This is a genomic window from Pseudomonas migulae (genome assembly GCF_024169315.1).
Classification (GTDB): domain Bacteria; phylum Pseudomonadota; class Gammaproteobacteria; order Pseudomonadales; family Pseudomonadaceae; genus Aquipseudomonas; species Aquipseudomonas migulae_B.
In genome coordinates, this window is the sequence record NZ_JALJWR010000001.1 from 5,013,924 (window position 1) to 5,031,722 (window position 17,799).

General features: G+C 58.3%; 14 protein-coding genes. 9 read left to right on the forward strand and 5 right to left on the reverse strand.

Annotated features, from left to right (window positions below):
- The first annotated feature begins 4 nt into the window (after positions 1-4).
- Positions 5-1,771, forward strand: coding sequence for a cytochrome c biogenesis protein DipZ (locus J2Y86_RS22880; RefSeq protein WP_253436779.1), 1,767 nt, complete (start codon positions 5-7; stop codon positions 1,769-1,771).
- Between the two features lie 33 nt (positions 1,772-1,804).
- Positions 1,805-2,512 (forward strand): peptide-methionine (S)-S-oxide reductase MsrA, encoded by a 708-nt coding sequence (msrA, locus tag J2Y86_RS22885; RefSeq protein ID WP_253436782.1) that lies wholly within the window; start codon positions 1,805-1,807, stop codon positions 2,510-2,512.
- A gap of 21 nt (positions 2,513-2,533) precedes the next feature.
- On the opposite strand, the gene J2Y86_RS22890 is transcribed toward msrA, so the two are convergent.
- Together J2Y86_RS22890 and J2Y86_RS22895 are read right to left on the reverse strand one after the other, a co-directional pair.
- Positions 2,534-3,547, reverse strand: a complete 1,014-nt coding sequence (locus tag J2Y86_RS22890) for a sensor domain-containing diguanylate cyclase (RefSeq protein WP_253436785.1) — start codon at positions 3,545-3,547, stop codon at positions 2,534-2,536.
- A gap of 65 nt (positions 3,548-3,612) precedes the next feature.
- On the reverse strand, positions 3,613-4,518 hold the full coding sequence (locus J2Y86_RS22895) for a LysR family transcriptional regulator (protein ID WP_253436789.1): 906 nt from the start codon (positions 4,516-4,518) through the stop codon (positions 3,613-3,615).
- Between the two features lie 102 nt (positions 4,519-4,620).
- On the opposite strand from J2Y86_RS22895, the gene J2Y86_RS22900 reads away from it, so the two are divergent.
- On the forward strand, positions 4,621-5,796 hold the full coding sequence (locus tag J2Y86_RS22900; RefSeq protein WP_253436792.1) for an aspartate aminotransferase family protein: 1,176 nt from the start codon (positions 4,621-4,623) through the stop codon (positions 5,794-5,796).
- Positions 5,797-6,104: 308 nt separating this feature from the next.
- Here the strand turns inward: J2Y86_RS22900 and J2Y86_RS22905 are convergent, their stop codons facing one another.
- Both J2Y86_RS22905 and J2Y86_RS22910 read right to left on the reverse strand, forming a co-directional pair.
- Positions 6,105-6,614 (reverse strand): shikimate kinase, encoded by a 510-nt coding sequence (locus tag J2Y86_RS22905; RefSeq protein ID WP_253436795.1) that lies wholly within the window; start codon positions 6,612-6,614, stop codon positions 6,105-6,107.
- A gap of 63 nt (positions 6,615-6,677) precedes the next feature.
- Complete coding sequence (locus J2Y86_RS22910; protein WP_253436798.1) at positions 6,678-8,600, reverse strand: alkaline phosphatase D family protein; 1,923 nt, start codon at positions 8,598-8,600, stop codon at positions 6,678-6,680.
- A 261-nt stretch (positions 8,601-8,861) separates the two neighbouring features.
- On the opposite strand from J2Y86_RS22910, the gene J2Y86_RS22915 reads away from it, so the two are divergent.
- Positions 8,862-9,338, forward strand: coding sequence for a hypothetical protein (locus J2Y86_RS22915; protein WP_253436801.1), 477 nt, complete (start codon positions 8,862-8,864; stop codon positions 9,336-9,338).
- A gap of 191 nt (positions 9,339-9,529) precedes the next feature.
- A complete protein-coding gene (locus J2Y86_RS22920) occupies positions 9,530-10,252 on the forward strand; it encodes a LysR substrate-binding domain-containing protein (RefSeq protein ID WP_253436804.1) in 723 nt (240 codons plus the stop codon).
- 215 nt (positions 10,253-10,467) lie between these two features.
- Here J2Y86_RS22920 and J2Y86_RS22930 read toward each other — a convergent pair whose 3' ends face one another.
- The gene (locus J2Y86_RS22930; RefSeq protein ID WP_253436807.1) at positions 10,468-11,259 is read right to left on the reverse strand and encodes an MlaA family lipoprotein; all 792 of its coding nucleotides are present in this window, start codon (positions 11,257-11,259) and stop codon (positions 10,468-10,470) included.
- Between the two features lie 165 nt (positions 11,260-11,424).
- On the opposite strand from J2Y86_RS22930, the gene J2Y86_RS22935 reads away from it, so the two are divergent.
- From J2Y86_RS22935 to J2Y86_RS22950, 4 genes are all read left to right on the forward strand, one after another.
- Positions 11,425-12,135 (forward strand): response regulator, encoded by a 711-nt coding sequence (locus J2Y86_RS22935; RefSeq protein ID WP_253436809.1) that lies wholly within the window; start codon positions 11,425-11,427, stop codon positions 12,133-12,135.
- On the forward strand, positions 12,132-13,475 hold the full coding sequence (locus J2Y86_RS22940) for an ATP-binding protein (RefSeq protein ID WP_253436812.1): 1,344 nt from the start codon (positions 12,132-12,134) through the stop codon (positions 13,473-13,475). Before J2Y86_RS22935 ends, J2Y86_RS22940 begins: the two co-directional genes overlap by 4 nt.
- A gap of 114 nt (positions 13,476-13,589) precedes the next feature.
- Complete coding sequence (locus J2Y86_RS22945; RefSeq protein WP_253436815.1) at positions 13,590-14,042, forward strand: hypothetical protein; 453 nt, start codon at positions 13,590-13,592, stop codon at positions 14,040-14,042.
- A 134-nt stretch (positions 14,043-14,176) separates the two neighbouring features.
- On the forward strand, positions 14,177-17,713 hold the full coding sequence (locus tag J2Y86_RS22950) for an AAA domain-containing protein (protein WP_253436818.1): 3,537 nt from the start codon (positions 14,177-14,179) through the stop codon (positions 17,711-17,713).
- The last annotated feature ends 86 nt before the right edge of the window (positions 17,714-17,799 follow it).

Here is a 17,799-nt window from a genome sequence, read left to right on the forward strand (position 1 = left end):
CGCTATGTGGCTTCTGGTTCTCGCTTATCTCGGTGGTGTGCTGACCATCGTCAGCCCGTGCATTCTGCCGGTACTGCCGTTTGTCTTCGCTCGCACCGGGCAGCCGTTCATGAAGAGCAGCTTGCCGCTGCTGGCGGGGATGGCACTGACCTTCGCGCTGGTGGCCTCATTGGCAGCGGTGGGTGGCGGCTGGGTGGTGCAACTCAATCAGTACGGGCGCTGGCTCGCGTTGGTGTTTGTCGCACTGTTCGGCTTGACGTTATTGCTGCCGCAACTGGCTGAGCGCCTGACGCGTCCGCTGGTGGCGGCGGGCAGTCGTTTGTCGGAAGCGGCAGGCGCCGATTCGCGGCCGCGTCCCGGTGCTTCGTTCCTGATCGGTGTTGCCACCGGCCTGCTTTGGGCGCCGTGTGCGGGGCCGATTCTAGGTCTGGTACTGACCGGTGCGGCACTGCAAGGGGCAAGCATCGCAACCACCCTGTTACTGCTGGCCTACGCCGCCGGTGCCGCCACTTCCCTCGCGGTGGCGCTGCTGCTGGGCGGTAAAGTATTCGCTGCAATGAAGCGTTCCATCGGTGCTGGCGAGTGGGTTCGTCGAGGTTTGGGTGCGGCAATGCTGGCGGGTGTGGCGGCGATTGCACTGGGGCTCGACACCGGGATTCTGGCGCGGTTTTCGACGGCGTCCACGGGCGGTATCGAACAGGCGCTGGTTGGTCGGTTGGCCAGGTCTCCAAATGAAAGCGGGGCAATGATGGCGCGTGACCCCGGTGGTGCAATGAAAGCGGCTGACAAAACGCCGGGTGCGCTGCCGATCGAAGGCAACCTTCCACCGCTGGACGGTGCCGTGCAATGGCTCAATTCACCCCCTCTCAGCGCTGAGGCGTTGAAGGGCAAAGTGGTGCTGGTGGATTTCTGGACCTACTCCTGCATCAACTGCCTGCGCACCCTGCCGTATGTGAAGGCGTGGGCGGAAAAGTATCGTGATCAGGGGCTGGTGGTGATCGGCGTCCATGCACCCGAATTCGCTTTTGAACGCAATGTAGGCAACGTCACCAAAGCCATGAAGGACCTGGGCATCAACTACCCGGTGGCGATCGATAACGACTACAAGATCTGGCGTGCTTTCAACAACGAATACTGGCCAGCCCACTATTTTGCCGACGCTCAGGGGCGCATTCGTTATCACCACTTTGGCGAAGGAAATTACGCCGAGTCGGAGCGGGTGATCCAGCAGTTGTTGCGTGAAGCGGGTGCCGCCAAGGTGGCCGACGGGCTGATCAACGCCAATGCTGAGGGGGTTCAACTCGCGCCGGACATGAACGAAGTGCAGTCACCGGAAACCTATGTCGGCTACCAACGCTCGGAGCATTTCGTCCCCGAAACCGGTCTGGTTCCCGACAAGTCGACGGCCTACAACCCACCGTCGCAACTGGCCCTGAATGACTGGAGCCTGGGCGGTCAGTGGACTGTCGGTTCGGAGCGAGCCACCTCAAGCGCGCCGGCCAGTCGCATCGTCTACCGCTTCCACGCTCGCGATCTGCACCTGGTACTGGGGCCCGCCGCTGATGGAAAACCGGTGCGCTTCAAAGTCCTGATTGACGGAAAAGCCCCTGGTGATGCTCACGGTACGGACGTCGCCCCCGATGGCAGCGGCAGCGTGACCGAGCAACGGTTGTATCAACTGGTGCGCCAACCCGGCGGTGTCACGGATCGAACCTTCAGCATCGAATTTCTCGACCCCGGCGTCTCGGCGTATGCCTTTACGTTCGGTTGACAGCCCCCCTTCACTGATTCAGGAGTCAGCCTCATGAAAACCCAGTTCACCTGGCGCCGCACCCTGCTGGGGCTGGCTGCCGCAGGCATCATCGGTCAATGCTCGGCATTCTCTTTCGGCGCTGCCGAAGAAGCGGTCATCATTCCCCCGCCGGCTCTCGACGAAACTACCCAGGCCCACAGCGAAACGGCGGTCTTCGCCGGCGGTTGCTTCTGGGGTGTGCAAGGTGTGTTTCAGCATGTCAAAGGCGTGAAGAAAGCGGTCTCCGGCTATGCCGGCGGAGCGGCCAACACCGCTCGATACGAACGCGTCAGCGACGGTGATACCGGTCACGCGGAATCTGTCGAGGTCACCTTCGATCCCGCTCAGGTCAGCTACGGTACCTTGTTGCAGATCTACTTCTCTGTCGCGCACAACCCGACCGAACTCAATCGTCAGGGACCTGACCACGGTACTCAGTACCGATCGGCAATTTTTCCGGAAAGCAGCGAACAACAGCGTGTCGCCCAGGCCTACATTGCCCAGCTCGACGCTGCGAAATCATTCAACAAACCAATAGTCACCAAACTGGAAACCTATAACGGTTTCTACCCGGCGGAGGAGGAACATCAAGATTTTCTGACCGAGCATCCGACTTACCCGTACATCGTGATCAACGATCTACCGAAAGTGGCGCAGCTGAAGCAGTTGTATCCAGAGCGGTATCAGGAAAAACCGGTGCTGGTGAAGTCGGGGATGTAAGAGGAGGGGCGAGCACAACGCTCACCCCGAAATCACATTCTTGCCCGCCACCTTCGACCGATACAACGCCTGATCAGCCCTGGCCAACAGTCCGGTCTGCTGTTCTTCGTCGAAGCGCTGAACCACACCAAAACTGAGGGTCAGTTGAAAGTCTCCCACGGGCGGCAAGTCGGCGAGGCTATGGCGGATGGTTTCGGCGAGGGTTCTGGCGTCGGCCAGGGGGGTGTTGGGCAGAACCATGATGAATTCATCACCGCCCCAACGCGCCAGCAAATCGCCCTCGCGGACACAGCGCTTCACACTCTCGACCACCTGCACCAATGCGGCATCACCCAGCGCATGACCGTAGTGATCGTTGATGTTCTTGAAGTCGTCGATGTCCATGGCAATCAGCGACAGTGGCTGTCGAAAGCGTTGGGCGCGATCACAGGCCTGGGGAAGGGTTTTACTCAGAAGATGTCGATTGGCGATTGAGGTCAGCGCGTCGGTTTCCGCCAGTTTGCGGTTTTCTTCGAGCTGAATCTGCAATTGCTGGTTGACCCGGGATAGCTCTCGAGTGCGTTCTTCGACGATGGCTTCGAGGGATTGATTTCTTTGTTCAAGCGCTTCAAACAGGCGCTTCTTGTCTTCAATGCAGCGGTGCGCTCCGACCATTCGCGCGACCGAGCCGTCGACATTGCGTGCAAGCACGTGGCCCCGGTCTTCGATCCAGATATAGCGCCCGTCCTGTGTGCGACAACGATACTCGGCTTGATAACCGGGAGCCCGTTGGCTCAGGTAGTCGTCAAACAGGGCCATGACACGCGGGTAATCGTCGGGGTGCATCACGTTTTCCCAGGTCAATACCGTGTTGTCGAGGGAGTGAGGTGCATAGCCAAGCATTTCGTACCAGCCGGGGTTGCGGTAAACGAACCCGGTATTGGCGTTCCAGTCCCAGATGCCGTCACTGACTAGTTCCATAACGGTGTGCAGCATGTTTTCGTTCAAATCGGACAGATTGAACTTCAACGCTTCGATATCCGAGACCCCACCCATCGCCGCTCTCCCTGACTGAAGTGACCCGTCTGTCGAGGAGATTAGTCGATGGCGCCTTCAGCCCGCTAGTGCTTGCCCCACATCCGCATGGCGAAGTCGACGAAACTGCGCAGTTTCGGCAAACGGTAGCGATCCTGAGCATACATCAGGCTCATTGGCCGGTTCGGCGGCAGGTAATCCGGCATCACGGCCACCAGTATTCCGTCCTTGAGATCCTGGTCCACCAAGGCGTCGGGCAACAACACGATGCCCATGCCGGTGCGTGCCGCCTGATGCAAGCCGGCGGAACTGTTGATCAGCATGGGCCCACTGACCGCCACGGTCACCTCGCCATCGGCCCCGGTCAGGCGCCATTCCTTTTCCACCGAATGCCAGTCATCGCCGGCCGGGTAGGCAAAGGACAGGCAGTCATGGTGTCGCAGGTCATCCGGTTTTTCCGGGTTGCCTCGACGCGCCAGGTAGCTCGGTGAGGCACACATGGTCAACGTGTAGTCCTCGAGTGGGCGGGCGATCAGGTTGGTCGTTTCCATGTTGCCCAGCCGAAACGCCACGTCGAAACCGTTTTCGAGCAGGTCCGGACGCCGGTTGGTGAGGACGACGTCCAGTTTCACTCGCGGACAAAGCAGGGCGAATTCGCTCAGCGCAGGCGCGAGTTTTTCGGTGCCGAACGTCAGCGGTGCGGTGAGGCGCAGGGTGCCGCTCGGCTCGTCGAGGGCTTGCTCGGCGAGGCGTTCGGAATCGGCCACCAGCCCCAGTACTTCGAGGCAGCGTTGATAGTACGCAGTCCCAAATTCCGTCAGCCGCTGGCGCCGCGTCGTACGGTTGAGCAAGCGCACGCCCAAGCGTTGTTCCAGTGCCCGCAAGTGATTGCCCACCATGGTGGTAGACATTTCGCACTGAAAAGCGGCAGCGGTCATGCTGCCGGATTCCACCACTCTGACGTAAACGGTCATTGCCTGGAACAAATCCATTATCAAGCCCGACTTTAAAATGATTGAAGTGTTGCAGCGTTTATCCAGCTCAGGTGGCTAACCATACTGCAAAAACACCGACTATTGATGGAGCTTGATGTCATGACCGCCGCCTGCCTGATGAGCACTTACCAACCACTGGCCTTGAGTTTCACCAAAGGCCTGGGCACACGCTTGTGGGATCAGGCCGGTCGTGAATACCTGGACGCGGTGGCGGGCGTGGCGGTGACCAATGTCGGCCACTCCCACCCCAAAATTGTCTCCGCCATCAGCGAACAGGCGGGGCTGTTGTTGCACACCTCCAACCTCTACAGCATCGACTGGCAGCAGCAGCTGGCGCAGAAACTGACCCGGCTCGCGGACATGGAGCGGGCGTTTTTCAACAATTCCGGTGCCGAAGCCAACGAAACCGCGCTGAAACTGGCACGGCTGCATGGCTGGCACAAAGGCATCGAGCAGCCCTTGGTGGTCGTCATGGAAAATGCCTTCCATGGCCGGACGCTCGGCACGCTGTCCGCCAGTGATGGCCCGGCGGTGCGCCTGGGTTTCAATGATCTGCCAGGGGATTTCGTCAAAGTGCCGTTTGGCGATCTCAAGGCGCTGGACAAGGTGCAACAGGCCCACGGCCCGCGCATCGTGGCGATCCTGATGGAACCGATTCAAGGTGAAAGCGGTGTGCAACTGGCACCGCCGGGATACCTAAAAGCCGTGCGTGACCTGTGCAACCGGCGCGGATGGCTGCTGATGCTCGACGAAATCCAGACCGGCATCGGTCGCACCGGCCAGTGGTTTGCGTTCCAGCACGAAGGCATCGTTCCGGACGTCATAACGTTGGCCAAAGGTCTGGGTAATGGCGTCCCTATCGGCGCGTGCCTGGCCCGGGGCAAAGCCGCCGACCTCTTCACCCCCGGTAGCCACGGCAGCACCTTCGGCGGCAATCCACTGGCGTGTCGCGTGGGTTGCACCGTGCTGGACATCATCGAAGAACAGGGCTTGCTGGAAAACGCCAAAGTGCAGGGTGAACGCTTGCTCGACAGATTGCGCACCGAGCTGGCCGATGACCCGAACGTACTGGCCATCCGTGGCCAGGGCCTGATGATCGGCATCGAACTCAAGCAACCGATTCGCGACCTGACCCTGATCGCCGCCCGGGATCACGGTTTGTTGATCAACGTGACACGGGGCAAGACCATCCGGTTGCTGCCGCCGCTGACGATTGATGAGCGGGAGGTGGAGATGATTGTCAGAGGGGTTTGTCGGGCGGTGGGTGCGGCCTGAACCTTTCTCGGGTTACACCCCATTACCTGTAGGTGCCGCCTTCTGTGGCTCCTACAGGATTCAGTGTCATCAGCTTCCCTGCTCTCAAATTATCGATCGATTTGAGCAGACGTTCTGCATTGAATTTAGAACTTAGAAGGTAGGCGGTTTCATCGGTTGCCTTGGAGTGAGTCGCAGCCCTTTCTCCGAGGCGTTCGCGATTCATTGATTGGCGGATGGCTCGCATGGTGTTCCCCGATTTCAAGAGCCATCAGTATCCATCGACTAACTGAAAGACGTTTCCGTGAACGATGTAATCCGCGTCCGATTCAAACGCCATCTTTCGGCCGCTTCAGGATTTTCACGAATGCCGTGATCTCATTCCCATTCATCAGTTTGATTTTCGAACCTGCGAAAGCTTCGTACAGCTGCTGATGCGCCAAAAAACCACTGGAGTCTTCGCGGTCACGATAGCTGCCGGCCCACGCCAGCAGCGCCATCAACAACTCGTCATCCTCCGGTTTGTGTTCTCGCTGGCGAATATTAGCGACGCAATGTTGATCATCAACACACAACCAGATCAACGCGGTAGCGCGGTGGATAAGTTCGCTGGCGATCCAGCCGTAAACACCCTCGATCACCCAGCGCTCTTCATCTGCGGCGATCCGCGCCATGCCCAATGCTTCGGCGCGTGGACGAGAGATGCTGTGTTCGTCAGACAGCCAGTGGATCGAATCGAGATCGATCCACGGTAATCGCAGGTGTTCAGCCAAGCGCTCGGCCAGCCAGCTCTTGCCCGAGCCGGAGTTGCCGATGATCAGCGTTCGAGTGAGATTCACAAGCGTCACCGTCAAGTCAGATCGTTCCCACGCGTGGGAACGATCATCAGTGAGCGAGCACCTTCAATCCTCAGTCTTCGGCGCCACCATCCGTGTCTTCGGCGAACCATCCGAGTTGTGTTGAAAAATCTCCTGCGGCTGCCCTTTTTCATTAAAGAACACCTGCCCGATCCCCGCCGAATTCCACAGCCGTTCACCCGCCTCGGCGTGCTCCGGAACATACGGCACGATGCGCATCCGCCGGCGTTTGGTCAGCCAGTTCAATGGCGAGCGCGGGGAATAGAGCCAGCGATTGAGCCGGTCGAACCACTCAAGCAGCGCCGGTGGAAATTCGTTCTTGATGCCGCTGCTGGTGATCTGCCAGATCCTCGGGCCGGCCGTGCGGTGTCGGATAAAGACTTCATAGACGAAGGAATAATGCACATCGCCTGACAGCACCACGTAGTTACCCGGTGTACGCGAGTGTCGGAAAATGTTCAGGATCACCTGCGCCGCGCCGCGATGGGCCATCCAGTTCTCGGCGTCCACCAGCAGGGGATAACCGAACCAGCTGAACACCCGTTGCACGGTTTCGATCAGCTTCACGCCGAACACCGGAGCCGGTGAAACGATGATCGCCGAAGGGTGATCGAGCAATTCCTGTTGCAGTTCGCTCAGGGCTTCCCAGTCCAACAGACCCGACGGTTGCTTGAGCGTCATCTCACTGCGCCAGCGCCGGGTGCGGGTGTCGAGCACCACCATCGCCGGAGTGGTCGGCAGCACGTAATGCCAGTGCTGAAACTTCAACAACTCATCGATCAAAGCGTCCTGCACCGGACTGTCGAGATAGCCATCGTCCCCGGTCGCGCTAAAACCGTCCGTCTTCTCCAGCAACGCACCGAACGCATCCGGATTGTTGCCCCAGCCCTGGCACAACATATAGGCAATCAGCGCGTTGCCGATGATGCGCTTGGAGAACGGATGGCCGTAGGCCGTTTCCTCCCATTGCGCGGAAAGATTCCAGTCATCGGTAATATCGTGGTCGTCGAAAATCATCAGGCACGGCAGATGCGCGAAGGCTCGTGCAACACCGCCAAGGCCAGCCTTGAAATCATCGATACGCGTCTGCTCCAGCGCATAACGCTCGCGCCGTTCGGGAATCAGTTTTGGCGGTTTTGGCGCGATCAGCGTCCAGGGTGTCGGCGACCACACCAGCAGGTACATGGCCATGACTTCAGCGAACGTCACCAGATGATTGTCGGCACTGCTGCTGGTGAAAATCGGCTTACGAGCACCGCCGAAAAATCGCTCGCGCAGGGTTTCGTTGCTCTGCAGCGCTGGTAACAAATCCGCACGGTGGTAGTAGCTGGCTTCATGCTGATAGAGCTTGGCGCTGTCACTGACCACCGCGCCTTCGAGGTGTTCGCCGAACAACCCCAGACGTGCGATCAAGGCGTGAATAGCGCGCAGCATAGGCCCCGCGACGTCATCGGCATACACCTGATCGCCGCTCATCATCAGCAGCGCCGGGCGTTCCGTTGCTTCATGTTCCGACGCCAGCAAGCGATCAACGCAAAGCAAGCCATCGGCGGCGGGATAGTGCGGTTTGCGGCAGGAGCCATGCAGCAGCTGATCGATCCGGGAACGCAAAACAAAATTCGGGCGGCGTGCTTCGCCATACAGCAGATGCGGCGCCCAGTCGGCGATGCCCGTTGCGGCGTCATCTATCAGCAGGTCGTACTCGATCAGCGTGTCGCAGGGCAGGGCGGTGTCCAGTGGCACATCGATCAAATGGATAAAGGCATGGAGGCCAATCGGGATGACCGTGCACTGCCCGGCGTTCAAGGGAATATCGCCGATGCCCGCCAGGCGTAATGTCAGCGACAGCGATCGGGTTCCTACCAGCCAAAGCACCAGGCGCGTCGGCTCCAGGCGCCGCAGCATGGGGCCGACGAGGACGGGTGGCAATGGGGTTTGATGGTCAGGCAATGGCTGCGGTTCGGACATCCGGGGTCAAGGCTCTTGGCGCGTAGGGGGGTGATGATAACGCAGGTGGTCAGGGTTGCCTGTTAAGCATTGTGCGTCTTGTACTCTTTGGGATGGATATGGCCAGATCGAATCGAATACATTTGAAATAGACTGAAATAAGATGGTGAAGAAATCTTCATGAAAGAGCGAAAATTGATAGAGTGATAGTGTGTTTGGTTTTTAGGCTTTGAGTTCAATAGTTAATATTTATAATGGTTTTTGAGGTGGTTGGGAATGAACATGTCAGGCATTAATATTTCGTCGCCTTCAATAGTGGCTACTAGTAAAGAGGCTGATTTTTCAGGGAAAGTATTCTGTCTTGTAGCTAAATTGGAAACAGTGCAGCAAAGTGCATCCAGATTAATCGTGGATTTAAAGAGTCAGGGGCTGTCGGACTCCGAGAAAACCTCCTTAATAAAGGACTCCGCCCCGCAACTTGACAGATTGGCTAATGGGATAGCGTCGATTGGCGCTCATAAATTGAGTTTGCAAGGGAGTGCCTATAAAAATTCCGAAAATTATGCTCGTGGATTGGATTCTATGTCTAATCAAATAAAGGCAAGTTACGATGAGTTGAAAGTACTAAGTAATATGTGTGTTGCAAGTTTGCCTGCTGATTCACGATTGGCTGAGGTAGCAGTTCAGGAGTTCAACGCATCTAAAGCTGATGAAGGTAAAGAAAAGAAATCAGTCACTTTTGCTTGGTGGACGAAGTAGTAAGTTTAAGTGGGCTGCTTGGTGATCGCAAGATCACCAAGTTTTTCGAATTGATAGGCCCGTTACAACGCTTTTTATCATGCATATTATTTTCCAATTCAGCCCCCGACAATTTATTCGCCCGATAAACCAGAAACGGTTCTCTCCAGGCCCACTGACAGCGGTGCGCAGTCGAACGCGGACCGGGCGGCATGCAACTGACCCCCAAGGCGCAGGCCATGCGCGGGCTGTTGAAGCAGATTCTGGGCTCGGTCAGCACCCTCGTCGGTGCCGCCAGTGCCGAGCTGAGCACCCTGCGCCAGACCGTGCGCATCGTCATGGCCGACTTCCCGGCAATCGTCATCGCCCAGCGATTGCACCATCGGCTGGCGGAACTGGCGCCGGGCATCGACCTGGTGATCCAACCCTGGCAGGGCGGTGAGGCGGCACAGGAAAGTTTGAGTCGCGGCCAAAGCGATCTGGCCATGTCGGTGTTCCCGCCCCTCGGCCCGGACTTCACCCGACGCCTGCTATTGCACGAGCATTTCGTGGTGGCGATGCGAAGCGGACACCCAGCAATCAAGGACTTCAATCTCGACCGCTGGCTAAGTTATCCACATGTGTTGGTGTCCGGGCGCGGCGCAACCTGGGGTCCGCTCGATGAACAGTTGAAGGGCCAAGGGCTGTCGCGACGGGTCGGAATCGTCGTGCCGAGCTTTGTCATGGTTCCGGATCTGCTGCTGGGCTCGGACCTGATTGCGATGCTGCCGAGCCAGTGCCTGTCGATGCCGATGGCCAATGCGCTGCACACCGTGGAACCGCCGATAGAGGTGGAGGGTTTTGCATTGCATCTGGCCTGGCATAAACGACGCGATGAAGACGCGGCGGTGCAATGTGTAGCGCGGGTGCTGGAGGCGGTGATAGCTGCTGACTGACATCCGCCTCGCCATTGGCGACCAACCAGCGAAACACCTCGCTCACTGACACCGTATGGCTGCGCTCGATCCAGCGCACTACGGCCGGGCCGTAGTGTTCGGTGTAACGAGTGAGCACCAGTTGGCGGCAATCTGCCGACAGGCGCAGGGTGATTTCCCGGCAGTGCAGATTGGCCTCGGCGTCACGGGTCATCCGTTGTTGAAGAATCAGTCCTTCAGAAACCATCGGCGGGTGCTCCTGTGCATTGAGGCTTGGTGTTGTCGGGCGAGCCTTGTTTGCCATCGGCCACGTAAGCCGCACGATGCTCCGCCACCACGTTGCGCAACGCGCTGTAATAGTCCGGCAGTTTTTGCAGGCTGTCGGTCAGCGGCAAGGCTTCGGCTCGACCGTCGACGATGCCGCCGACCGTGTTGATCGTCGACAAGGTGTCGACGGTGTCGCTATTGCTGCCGAACGGATCGACGACGAAACTGAGCACGCGCCCGGCCGCATCGCGGCTGTTGGACGTGCCGAACAACGGCAACTCGACGATCGGGCCGTTGCCGATGCCCCACACGCCGAAGGTCTGCCCGAAGTCGGCGTCGTGGCGCGGGATGCCGACCTTGCCGGAAACGTCGATCAAGCCCACTACGCCCACCGTTGTGTTCAGCACGAAACGCCCCAGGGTATTGACCGAGCGCCGCGGGTTGCCTTGCAGCACGTCATTGATGAACACCTTGGGCTCACCGAAGTTCTCCACGAAGTTATGCACACCCGTCTGGAAAAAGTCCGGCAAGTAGCGATAGCCGCGAGCGACCGGTGCCAGGGCGTAGTCATCCACCACCCGGTTAAACGCAAAGACCCCGCGATTGAACGGTTCCGCCGGGTCGTTCACCGAATAGGCAATGTCGGCGCAACTCACTTGGGCGGTGGACGACGGTTGGCTGCTGCAACCGGCCAACCCGGCGGCCAGCACGGCAATCGAGGTGTGGCGGGCCAGCCAGGGAGCACATTTGAAAGGCAACATGGACGCGAGTCTCGGGAGGAATTCGCGGTGATGCTGGGCCCAGAGCCTTGCGCAAAGATGTCCGCTTTATTGCGCCGCTGTCGTTTTATTGCAGGATTGAAATATATGACGCGCTGCCGCGAATGGTTTTAGATGGCGGTTCCATTCGCTCTTAAGTGACCTTCGGTGAACAGCCTGTTAATTGTCGATGACGACCTCGAAGTCCTCGATCTGCTGAAAAAATTCTTCGTCCAGCACGGCTACAGCGTCGAGGTCGCCACCGACGGCGCGTCGCTGTGGACGGCCATCGAGCGCCAGGCGCCAGACCTGATCATCCTCGACGTGATGTTGCCCGGCGACAGCGGGCTGATCCTGTGTCAGCAATTGCGAATCCGCCACGCGATACCGGTGATCATGCTCACCGCCATGGGCGAACTCAGTGATCGGGTGGTCGGCCTCGAGCTGGGCGCCGATGATTACCTGACCAAACCCTTCGACGCCCGTGAATTGTTAGCCCGGGTCCGCGCCGTGCTGCGCCGCGTGGACGACCGCCGTTCGCTGACACAGGAACGCCCACGGCCGTTGATCGACTTCGCCGACTGGCACCTCGACGTCACCCGCCGTGAACTGCGCTCGCCGGACAACGTGATGATTCCGCTCTCGGCCGGTGAGTTTGATTTGCTGCTGGTCTTCGTCGAACACCCGCAACGCATCCTCACCCGTGAACAACTGCTGGACCTGGCGCGCGGGCACTGCCACGACGCGTTCGATCGCAGCATCGATGTGCAAGTCAGCCGCCTGCGACGCAAACTCGAGTCCGACACCAAGCGCCCGGCGATGATTCGCACCGTGCGTAATGGCGGTTACCTGTTCACCCCCAGCGTGACGCGGCGATGAGCTGGCTGAAGCGGATTCGCCGCGACACGGTGGCGCGCTGGATCGCGTTGACGATCATCCTCGCCATGCTCATTTCACTGGCGCTGAACGGCCTGTTTATCCAACTCGCTGGCGTCTGGGCGCGGCCGCCGTTGATCGAAACCGGCTTGCTGGAAAAAGCGGCGGCCGTCACCCGCGTCATCGATGCCGCTCCGGCATCACTTCGTGGCCAGTTGGCCAAGGCGGCTACCGAAGACGGCTTCGTGGTCAGTTGGCACCTTGATCGACATGGTCTCAACGTACCGCCCGTGGACGATCCGATCTCCGAAGAGGGCTCGAGAATCCTTCAGCCATTGCTCAAATCGGCCGGTGGCCGCGTCGAAGCCTATGAGCCCAGCGACTGGCCCGAGCACTCGGCGGACGCCCGCTACATGCTGCTGATCGAGCTGTCCGACGCCTCGTGGCTGTTGTTCTCGCCCCCCACACGCAGTTGGGGCCTCGACGATACGCCGCGCTACCTGATCGTCATTCTGCTGGCGCTGATTTCCACGGCCCTGGTCGCACTGATCGCCACCCGCCGTCTCGCCACGCCGCTGCAACACTTCACCGACGGCGCCCGCCGCTTCGGCGCGGACTTCCGCGCCCCGCCCATCGAACCGCTGGGCCCCCAGGAAATTCGCCAGGCGATCCTCGCGTTCAACGCCATGCAGGCGCAGCTGCAACACTTTATTCGCGACCGTACGCAAATGCTCGCCGCCATCTCCCATGACCTGCGCGCACCGTTGACGCGGATGCGTTTGCGCGGGGAGTTCATTGAGGATGCCGAGCAACAGCAGCGACTGTTTCGCGACGTGGATGAAATGCAGGCGATGATCAATTCGGCGCTGGAATTCTTTCGCGATGATGCGCGGCTTGAACCGGCGACCCAGTTTGATCTGGCGGAACTGCTGCAAACCTTGCTGGACGATTACCGGGATCAAGGGGTCGAGATTGCCTTCAACGGGCCGTTGCGGCTGGTGTATTTCGGGCGGCCGTTGGGGCTGAAGCGGGTGATGACGAACTTGCTGGATAACGCGATCAAGTATGGAAGCGAGCCGGTGATTGAACTGATGCCTGATGCTGGAGAAGTGCGGATCAAGGTACTGGATCGTGGGCCGGGAATTCCGCAGGCCAGCCTTGAACAAGTGTTCGCGCCGTTCTTTCGCATGGAAGGATCGCGTAACAAAAGTACCGGTGGCGTTGGGCTAGGGTTATCAGCGGCGCGGGCTATTGTGTTGGAGCACGGTGGGGAGTTAACGCTGCGTAATCGGTCGAAGGGCGGGCTGGAAGCGTTGGTGGTGTTGCCGGTGCAGGTGGGGTAGGCAAAGGTTATCCAATCGCCTTCGGTCACCTCGTGAGTGAAGGCTCTATGCCATCACTTTTTCGTCTGCTAAGGTTCTTGCGCATAAATGGATCCACATCTCATGGAGTAGAAGATGTTCAAGTCTCTTACGGATAAAGCGAGAGCACTGTCAGGCGGGATCGCTGACAAGGCCATGGCAGCCAAAGACAATGTGTCCGGCAATTTTTCAGCAGGCACATCGAAAGCCTCGGAGTTTTTGGACAATAACTGGGGCAAGGTCGAAAACGTTCTGGTCAATGGCCTGCTGACGGTCACGGAAGAAAAGCTCAAGGATGATGAGGTCTTCATCATGTTGGTCGAAAAAGCTTATGAAATGCTGCCAACGCCTGTCCGTTTGATTCTCTCTCGTACGACATTCATCAATCACACCCTGACCCATCGCGAAAGCCTGGTCGCCAAGCTGCAGGAGAAAAGAGCTCTGCGTTTGCTCAACGAAGGTGTGTTGACCAATCAGGCGTTGCTCATTGATGACGGGCGTGTGATCGAGTCTGTTGAAACCCGCGCTATCGTTGTTGCCAAGGTCTGATTGAACGGGGCAGAGCCTGCCTGCGCATGATGGATTCCCCAGCCAGTGGGCTTGCGATGAACGCATGGCCTATTTCCGGTAATGCCTGGCCATACACAGTGGCATCAGGTGCACGACACGACTGAATCAGGACGATGAACGAAAACTCTCTAAAATTCGCCAAGTACTGGCGCAACTCCCTCGTCGATGCCGAAAATGGCAGCGGCGGTTTGAAACTCGATGGCTTGGCTGGCCATGTTCTCCTCCCGCTCGAAGCCTTGCACGCCGGTTACTTGGGCAGCGAGACCGTCGAAGCGTTATTCAAGGACGAGCCTCGGCAATGCCATACGCTTGAAGTCACCATCCGGCCGTGGGTATTCAAGGCGCGACTGGAACACGGAAAACCCCGTAACGGGATGCATGCGCTGGTGACGCCACTGCTTGGGCATGTGCAGATCAACCGTCACGGGCAACTTTTCCCGACTAAAAACACTGTTATTCCGCGAGATATTCTGGAACCTCTGGAGTCCGGCTGTTTTGCGTTGGGCGATGTCGCGGACGTCGATCGGTTTCTGGCGGTCAACACGCTGCCAGCATTCGAGCCCCCCGAAGAAGGCCAGGCAGCCGCGATCGATGAATATGCCGAACGGTGGGCAACGTATCTAGGCTTTTGTCAGCGCTTTGTTGACGAAGTCAGTTCAGGCTGGCTGCAAGGCGATAACGGCTACGAACGGTCGAATGAATGGTGTCTGTTCAAAGAAGAAAAGGTATCCGGCGCCAGTCAGCACATTGTGCGTCTGTATGACCACCTGCGTGACACGGCCCCTCAAAGCGCACTCTTTGAACGCTACGCCAGCCAGGCATCGCTCGACCCTGAACCGTGCTTGCCGCCAAATGCCGGTTTTGCCGCACGTTTGGGCCATGCCAGCGATGAGTATGCGTTGGCCAGTGAGCAACGTGACGCCCTGGCACATTTCCTGGCCTCCAATGACGGAGACATTCTAGGGGTGAACGGGCCGCCCGGTACGGGCAAGACCACCTTGTTGCTATCGGTTGTGGCTTCGTTATGGGCCAAGGCCGCGTTGGCTGGAGCAGAGCCGCCGGTGATTGTCGCCAGCTCTACCAATAACCAGGCTGTGACCAACATTCTCGATGCCTTCGCTACCGATTTCGCCTATGGCAGTGGGCCATTTGCCGGGCGCTGGTTGCCGAAAATCAAAAGTTTTGGGGCTTATTTCCCAAGCAAATTCACAGACCCGGTAACGTCGAGCAAATATCAGTGCCAAAGCTTCTTTGCCGATACCGAGTCTGCCAGTTACCTGGAACAGGCCAAAGACGAGTGGTTGAGCAAAGCATCAACGGCTTTCCCCTCCTTGCCGTCGCCCACGGTGGAAGGGGCAGTTGGACAGTTGCACCACGCGCTACAAGCTCGTTCCAATGAATTGCACAACATCGAACGCTCATGGCAAGCCCTGGCGACCGCTCGCCAGGCACTTGTGGCGGTGTGGGGCGATGATCCTGAGGCCGGTATCACGGCTGTGCAGCAAGACGTGCAGAAACTCAAGGCCAAAAGCACCCAACAAAAAGCGCTGGAGAATTCGTTCCGCAAGTACCTGGCCGACGAATCGCTGTGGTACGTGATCTTCGCTTGGTTTGCACCTATTCAACAAAAGCGCTTGCTTCGCGCACGGCTGCATCTCGAACAGAGCCACGACGCTTTGCACGCATCGGAGCCGTTGCTGAACGAGGCGCAACTGGCCCAGTTACTCGCGCTGGATAATGTGTCGGAAATCAGCGAAAAACTGGCCGCCTGGCGTGCCACGACAAGCGCCGAGATCAGCGAACTTGAGGCGAAAATCAACGCCGCACAAGAGTTGCAGTTGGCGCTAAAGCAGCGCCTGGCGAGTTGGCGATCAGCACTGTCGCCGCTGGAGCTGGCTCCCGATGTTGTGACCGATGACATGACCCTGAACGATTGCGATCCGTTGGCCGACACTCGGATTCGCTTTCCGATCTTCCTGTTAAGCACGCACTACTGGGAAGGGCGCTGGTTGCTTGAAGTCGAGCAAACATTGCCGCAAATCCTCAAGGATCAAAGCAGGAACGGCCGAAAGGCCCTGGAAAAAAAATGGTATCGCTGGATGAAGCTGACACCCTGCGTCGTGTCGACTTTCTTCATGCTGCCCGCCCATATGAAGGGCAGCAAGCACAACGGCCAGGGTCTGATTGAAGACTACATGTACAACCTCATCGATCTATTGATCGTCGACGAAGCCGGCCAGGTTTTGCCCGAAGTCGCAGGTGCTTCCTTTGCTCTGGGCAAGAAGGCCCTGGTCATCGGGGACACGTTGCAAATCGAACCGATTTGGTCGATCCCGGATTCGGTGGACATCGGCAATCTGTTGGGGGCCGATCTGTTGCCACGTGTCGGTGTCGATGAAGCGTATGGAAAACTTTGCGTCACGGGTGTAAGTGCAGCCTCGGGCAGCGTGATGCAAATCGCCCAGAATGCCAGTCGCTACTGGTACGACCCCGACATGGACCGGGGCATGTTCTTGTACGAACATCGTCGTTGTTATGACTCAATCGTCGATTACTGCAACACCCTGTGTTACCAGGGCAAACTGGTGCCCAAACGTGGCACTAAACCTCAAGGCGGCCTGTTGCCAGGTTTGGGTTATCTTCACGTCGATGGTATCTGCCGACAGCAGAACGGCCGTAGCCGCATGAACCGTCTCGAGGCCGAAACTATCGCGGCGTGGATCGCTGCTCACCGCGAGAAACTGGAGGCATGCTACGGGCTGGAGTTGTGGAAGATCGTGGGTGTGATCACGCCCTTCGGCGCGCAATCCCAAGCGATTGCGGAGGCATGCGCCGCACTGGGCATCCAGACTGGCAAAGGCGAAGGCGAGCTGACCATCGGCACCGTTCACTCCTTTCAGGGGGCTGCGCGGCCGGTGGTGATCTTTTCTGCGGTGTATTCCAAGCACGCCGATGGTGGCTTCATCGATCGTCGACCGAGCATGCTCAACGTAGCGGTCTCCCGGGCCAAAGATAGCTTCCTGGTTTTTGGCGACATGGACCTGTTCGGCATGGTGCCCAAAGGTCAACCTCGTGCTCTGCTGGCTGACTACCTGCTACGCGATCCTGCGAGTGAGCTGGCTTTCGAGTACCTGCCGCGCAAAGACCTGGAGTCTCCCCGGTCAACACTTAGCCATCTGATAAACGCGGATGCTCACGACGATTTCTTGTTGAAAACCTTGGCCACCGCAATGCGTGAAGTACACATCGTTTCGCCATGGATCATATTGAGGAGGATCCACGAAATAGGCGCATGGGAGGCAATGAGTGCGGCGGTTGAGCGAGGCGTCAAGGTGCGGGTTTATACCGACAGGGATTTCAACATTTCAGAAAAGTCGCCAGACATTCAAGCGAGAAGAGATGAACTCAAGCACGCCATTGAGGCCCTGCGAGGCCAGCGTATTGAATCCCATGTGGTGGCGCGGGTGCACAGCAAAATCGTCATGGCCGACGATGAGCTGCTGTGTATGGGATCATTTAACTGGTTTAGTGCGAACCGTGGCCGCTGGGCCAACTATGAAACCTCAATGGTCTATGAGGGGCCGGATGTGACGGGGGAAATTAAGGTGCACCGGGAGAATCTTGTGGCGAGGATAGATTCGCGGCACTGATAACAGGGCCTGGCCGCTCAGCGGCCAGACCAGCAGAAATTCCCGTTAATCGCCGCGATCAGAACAACGGGTCGACATTCAAATAG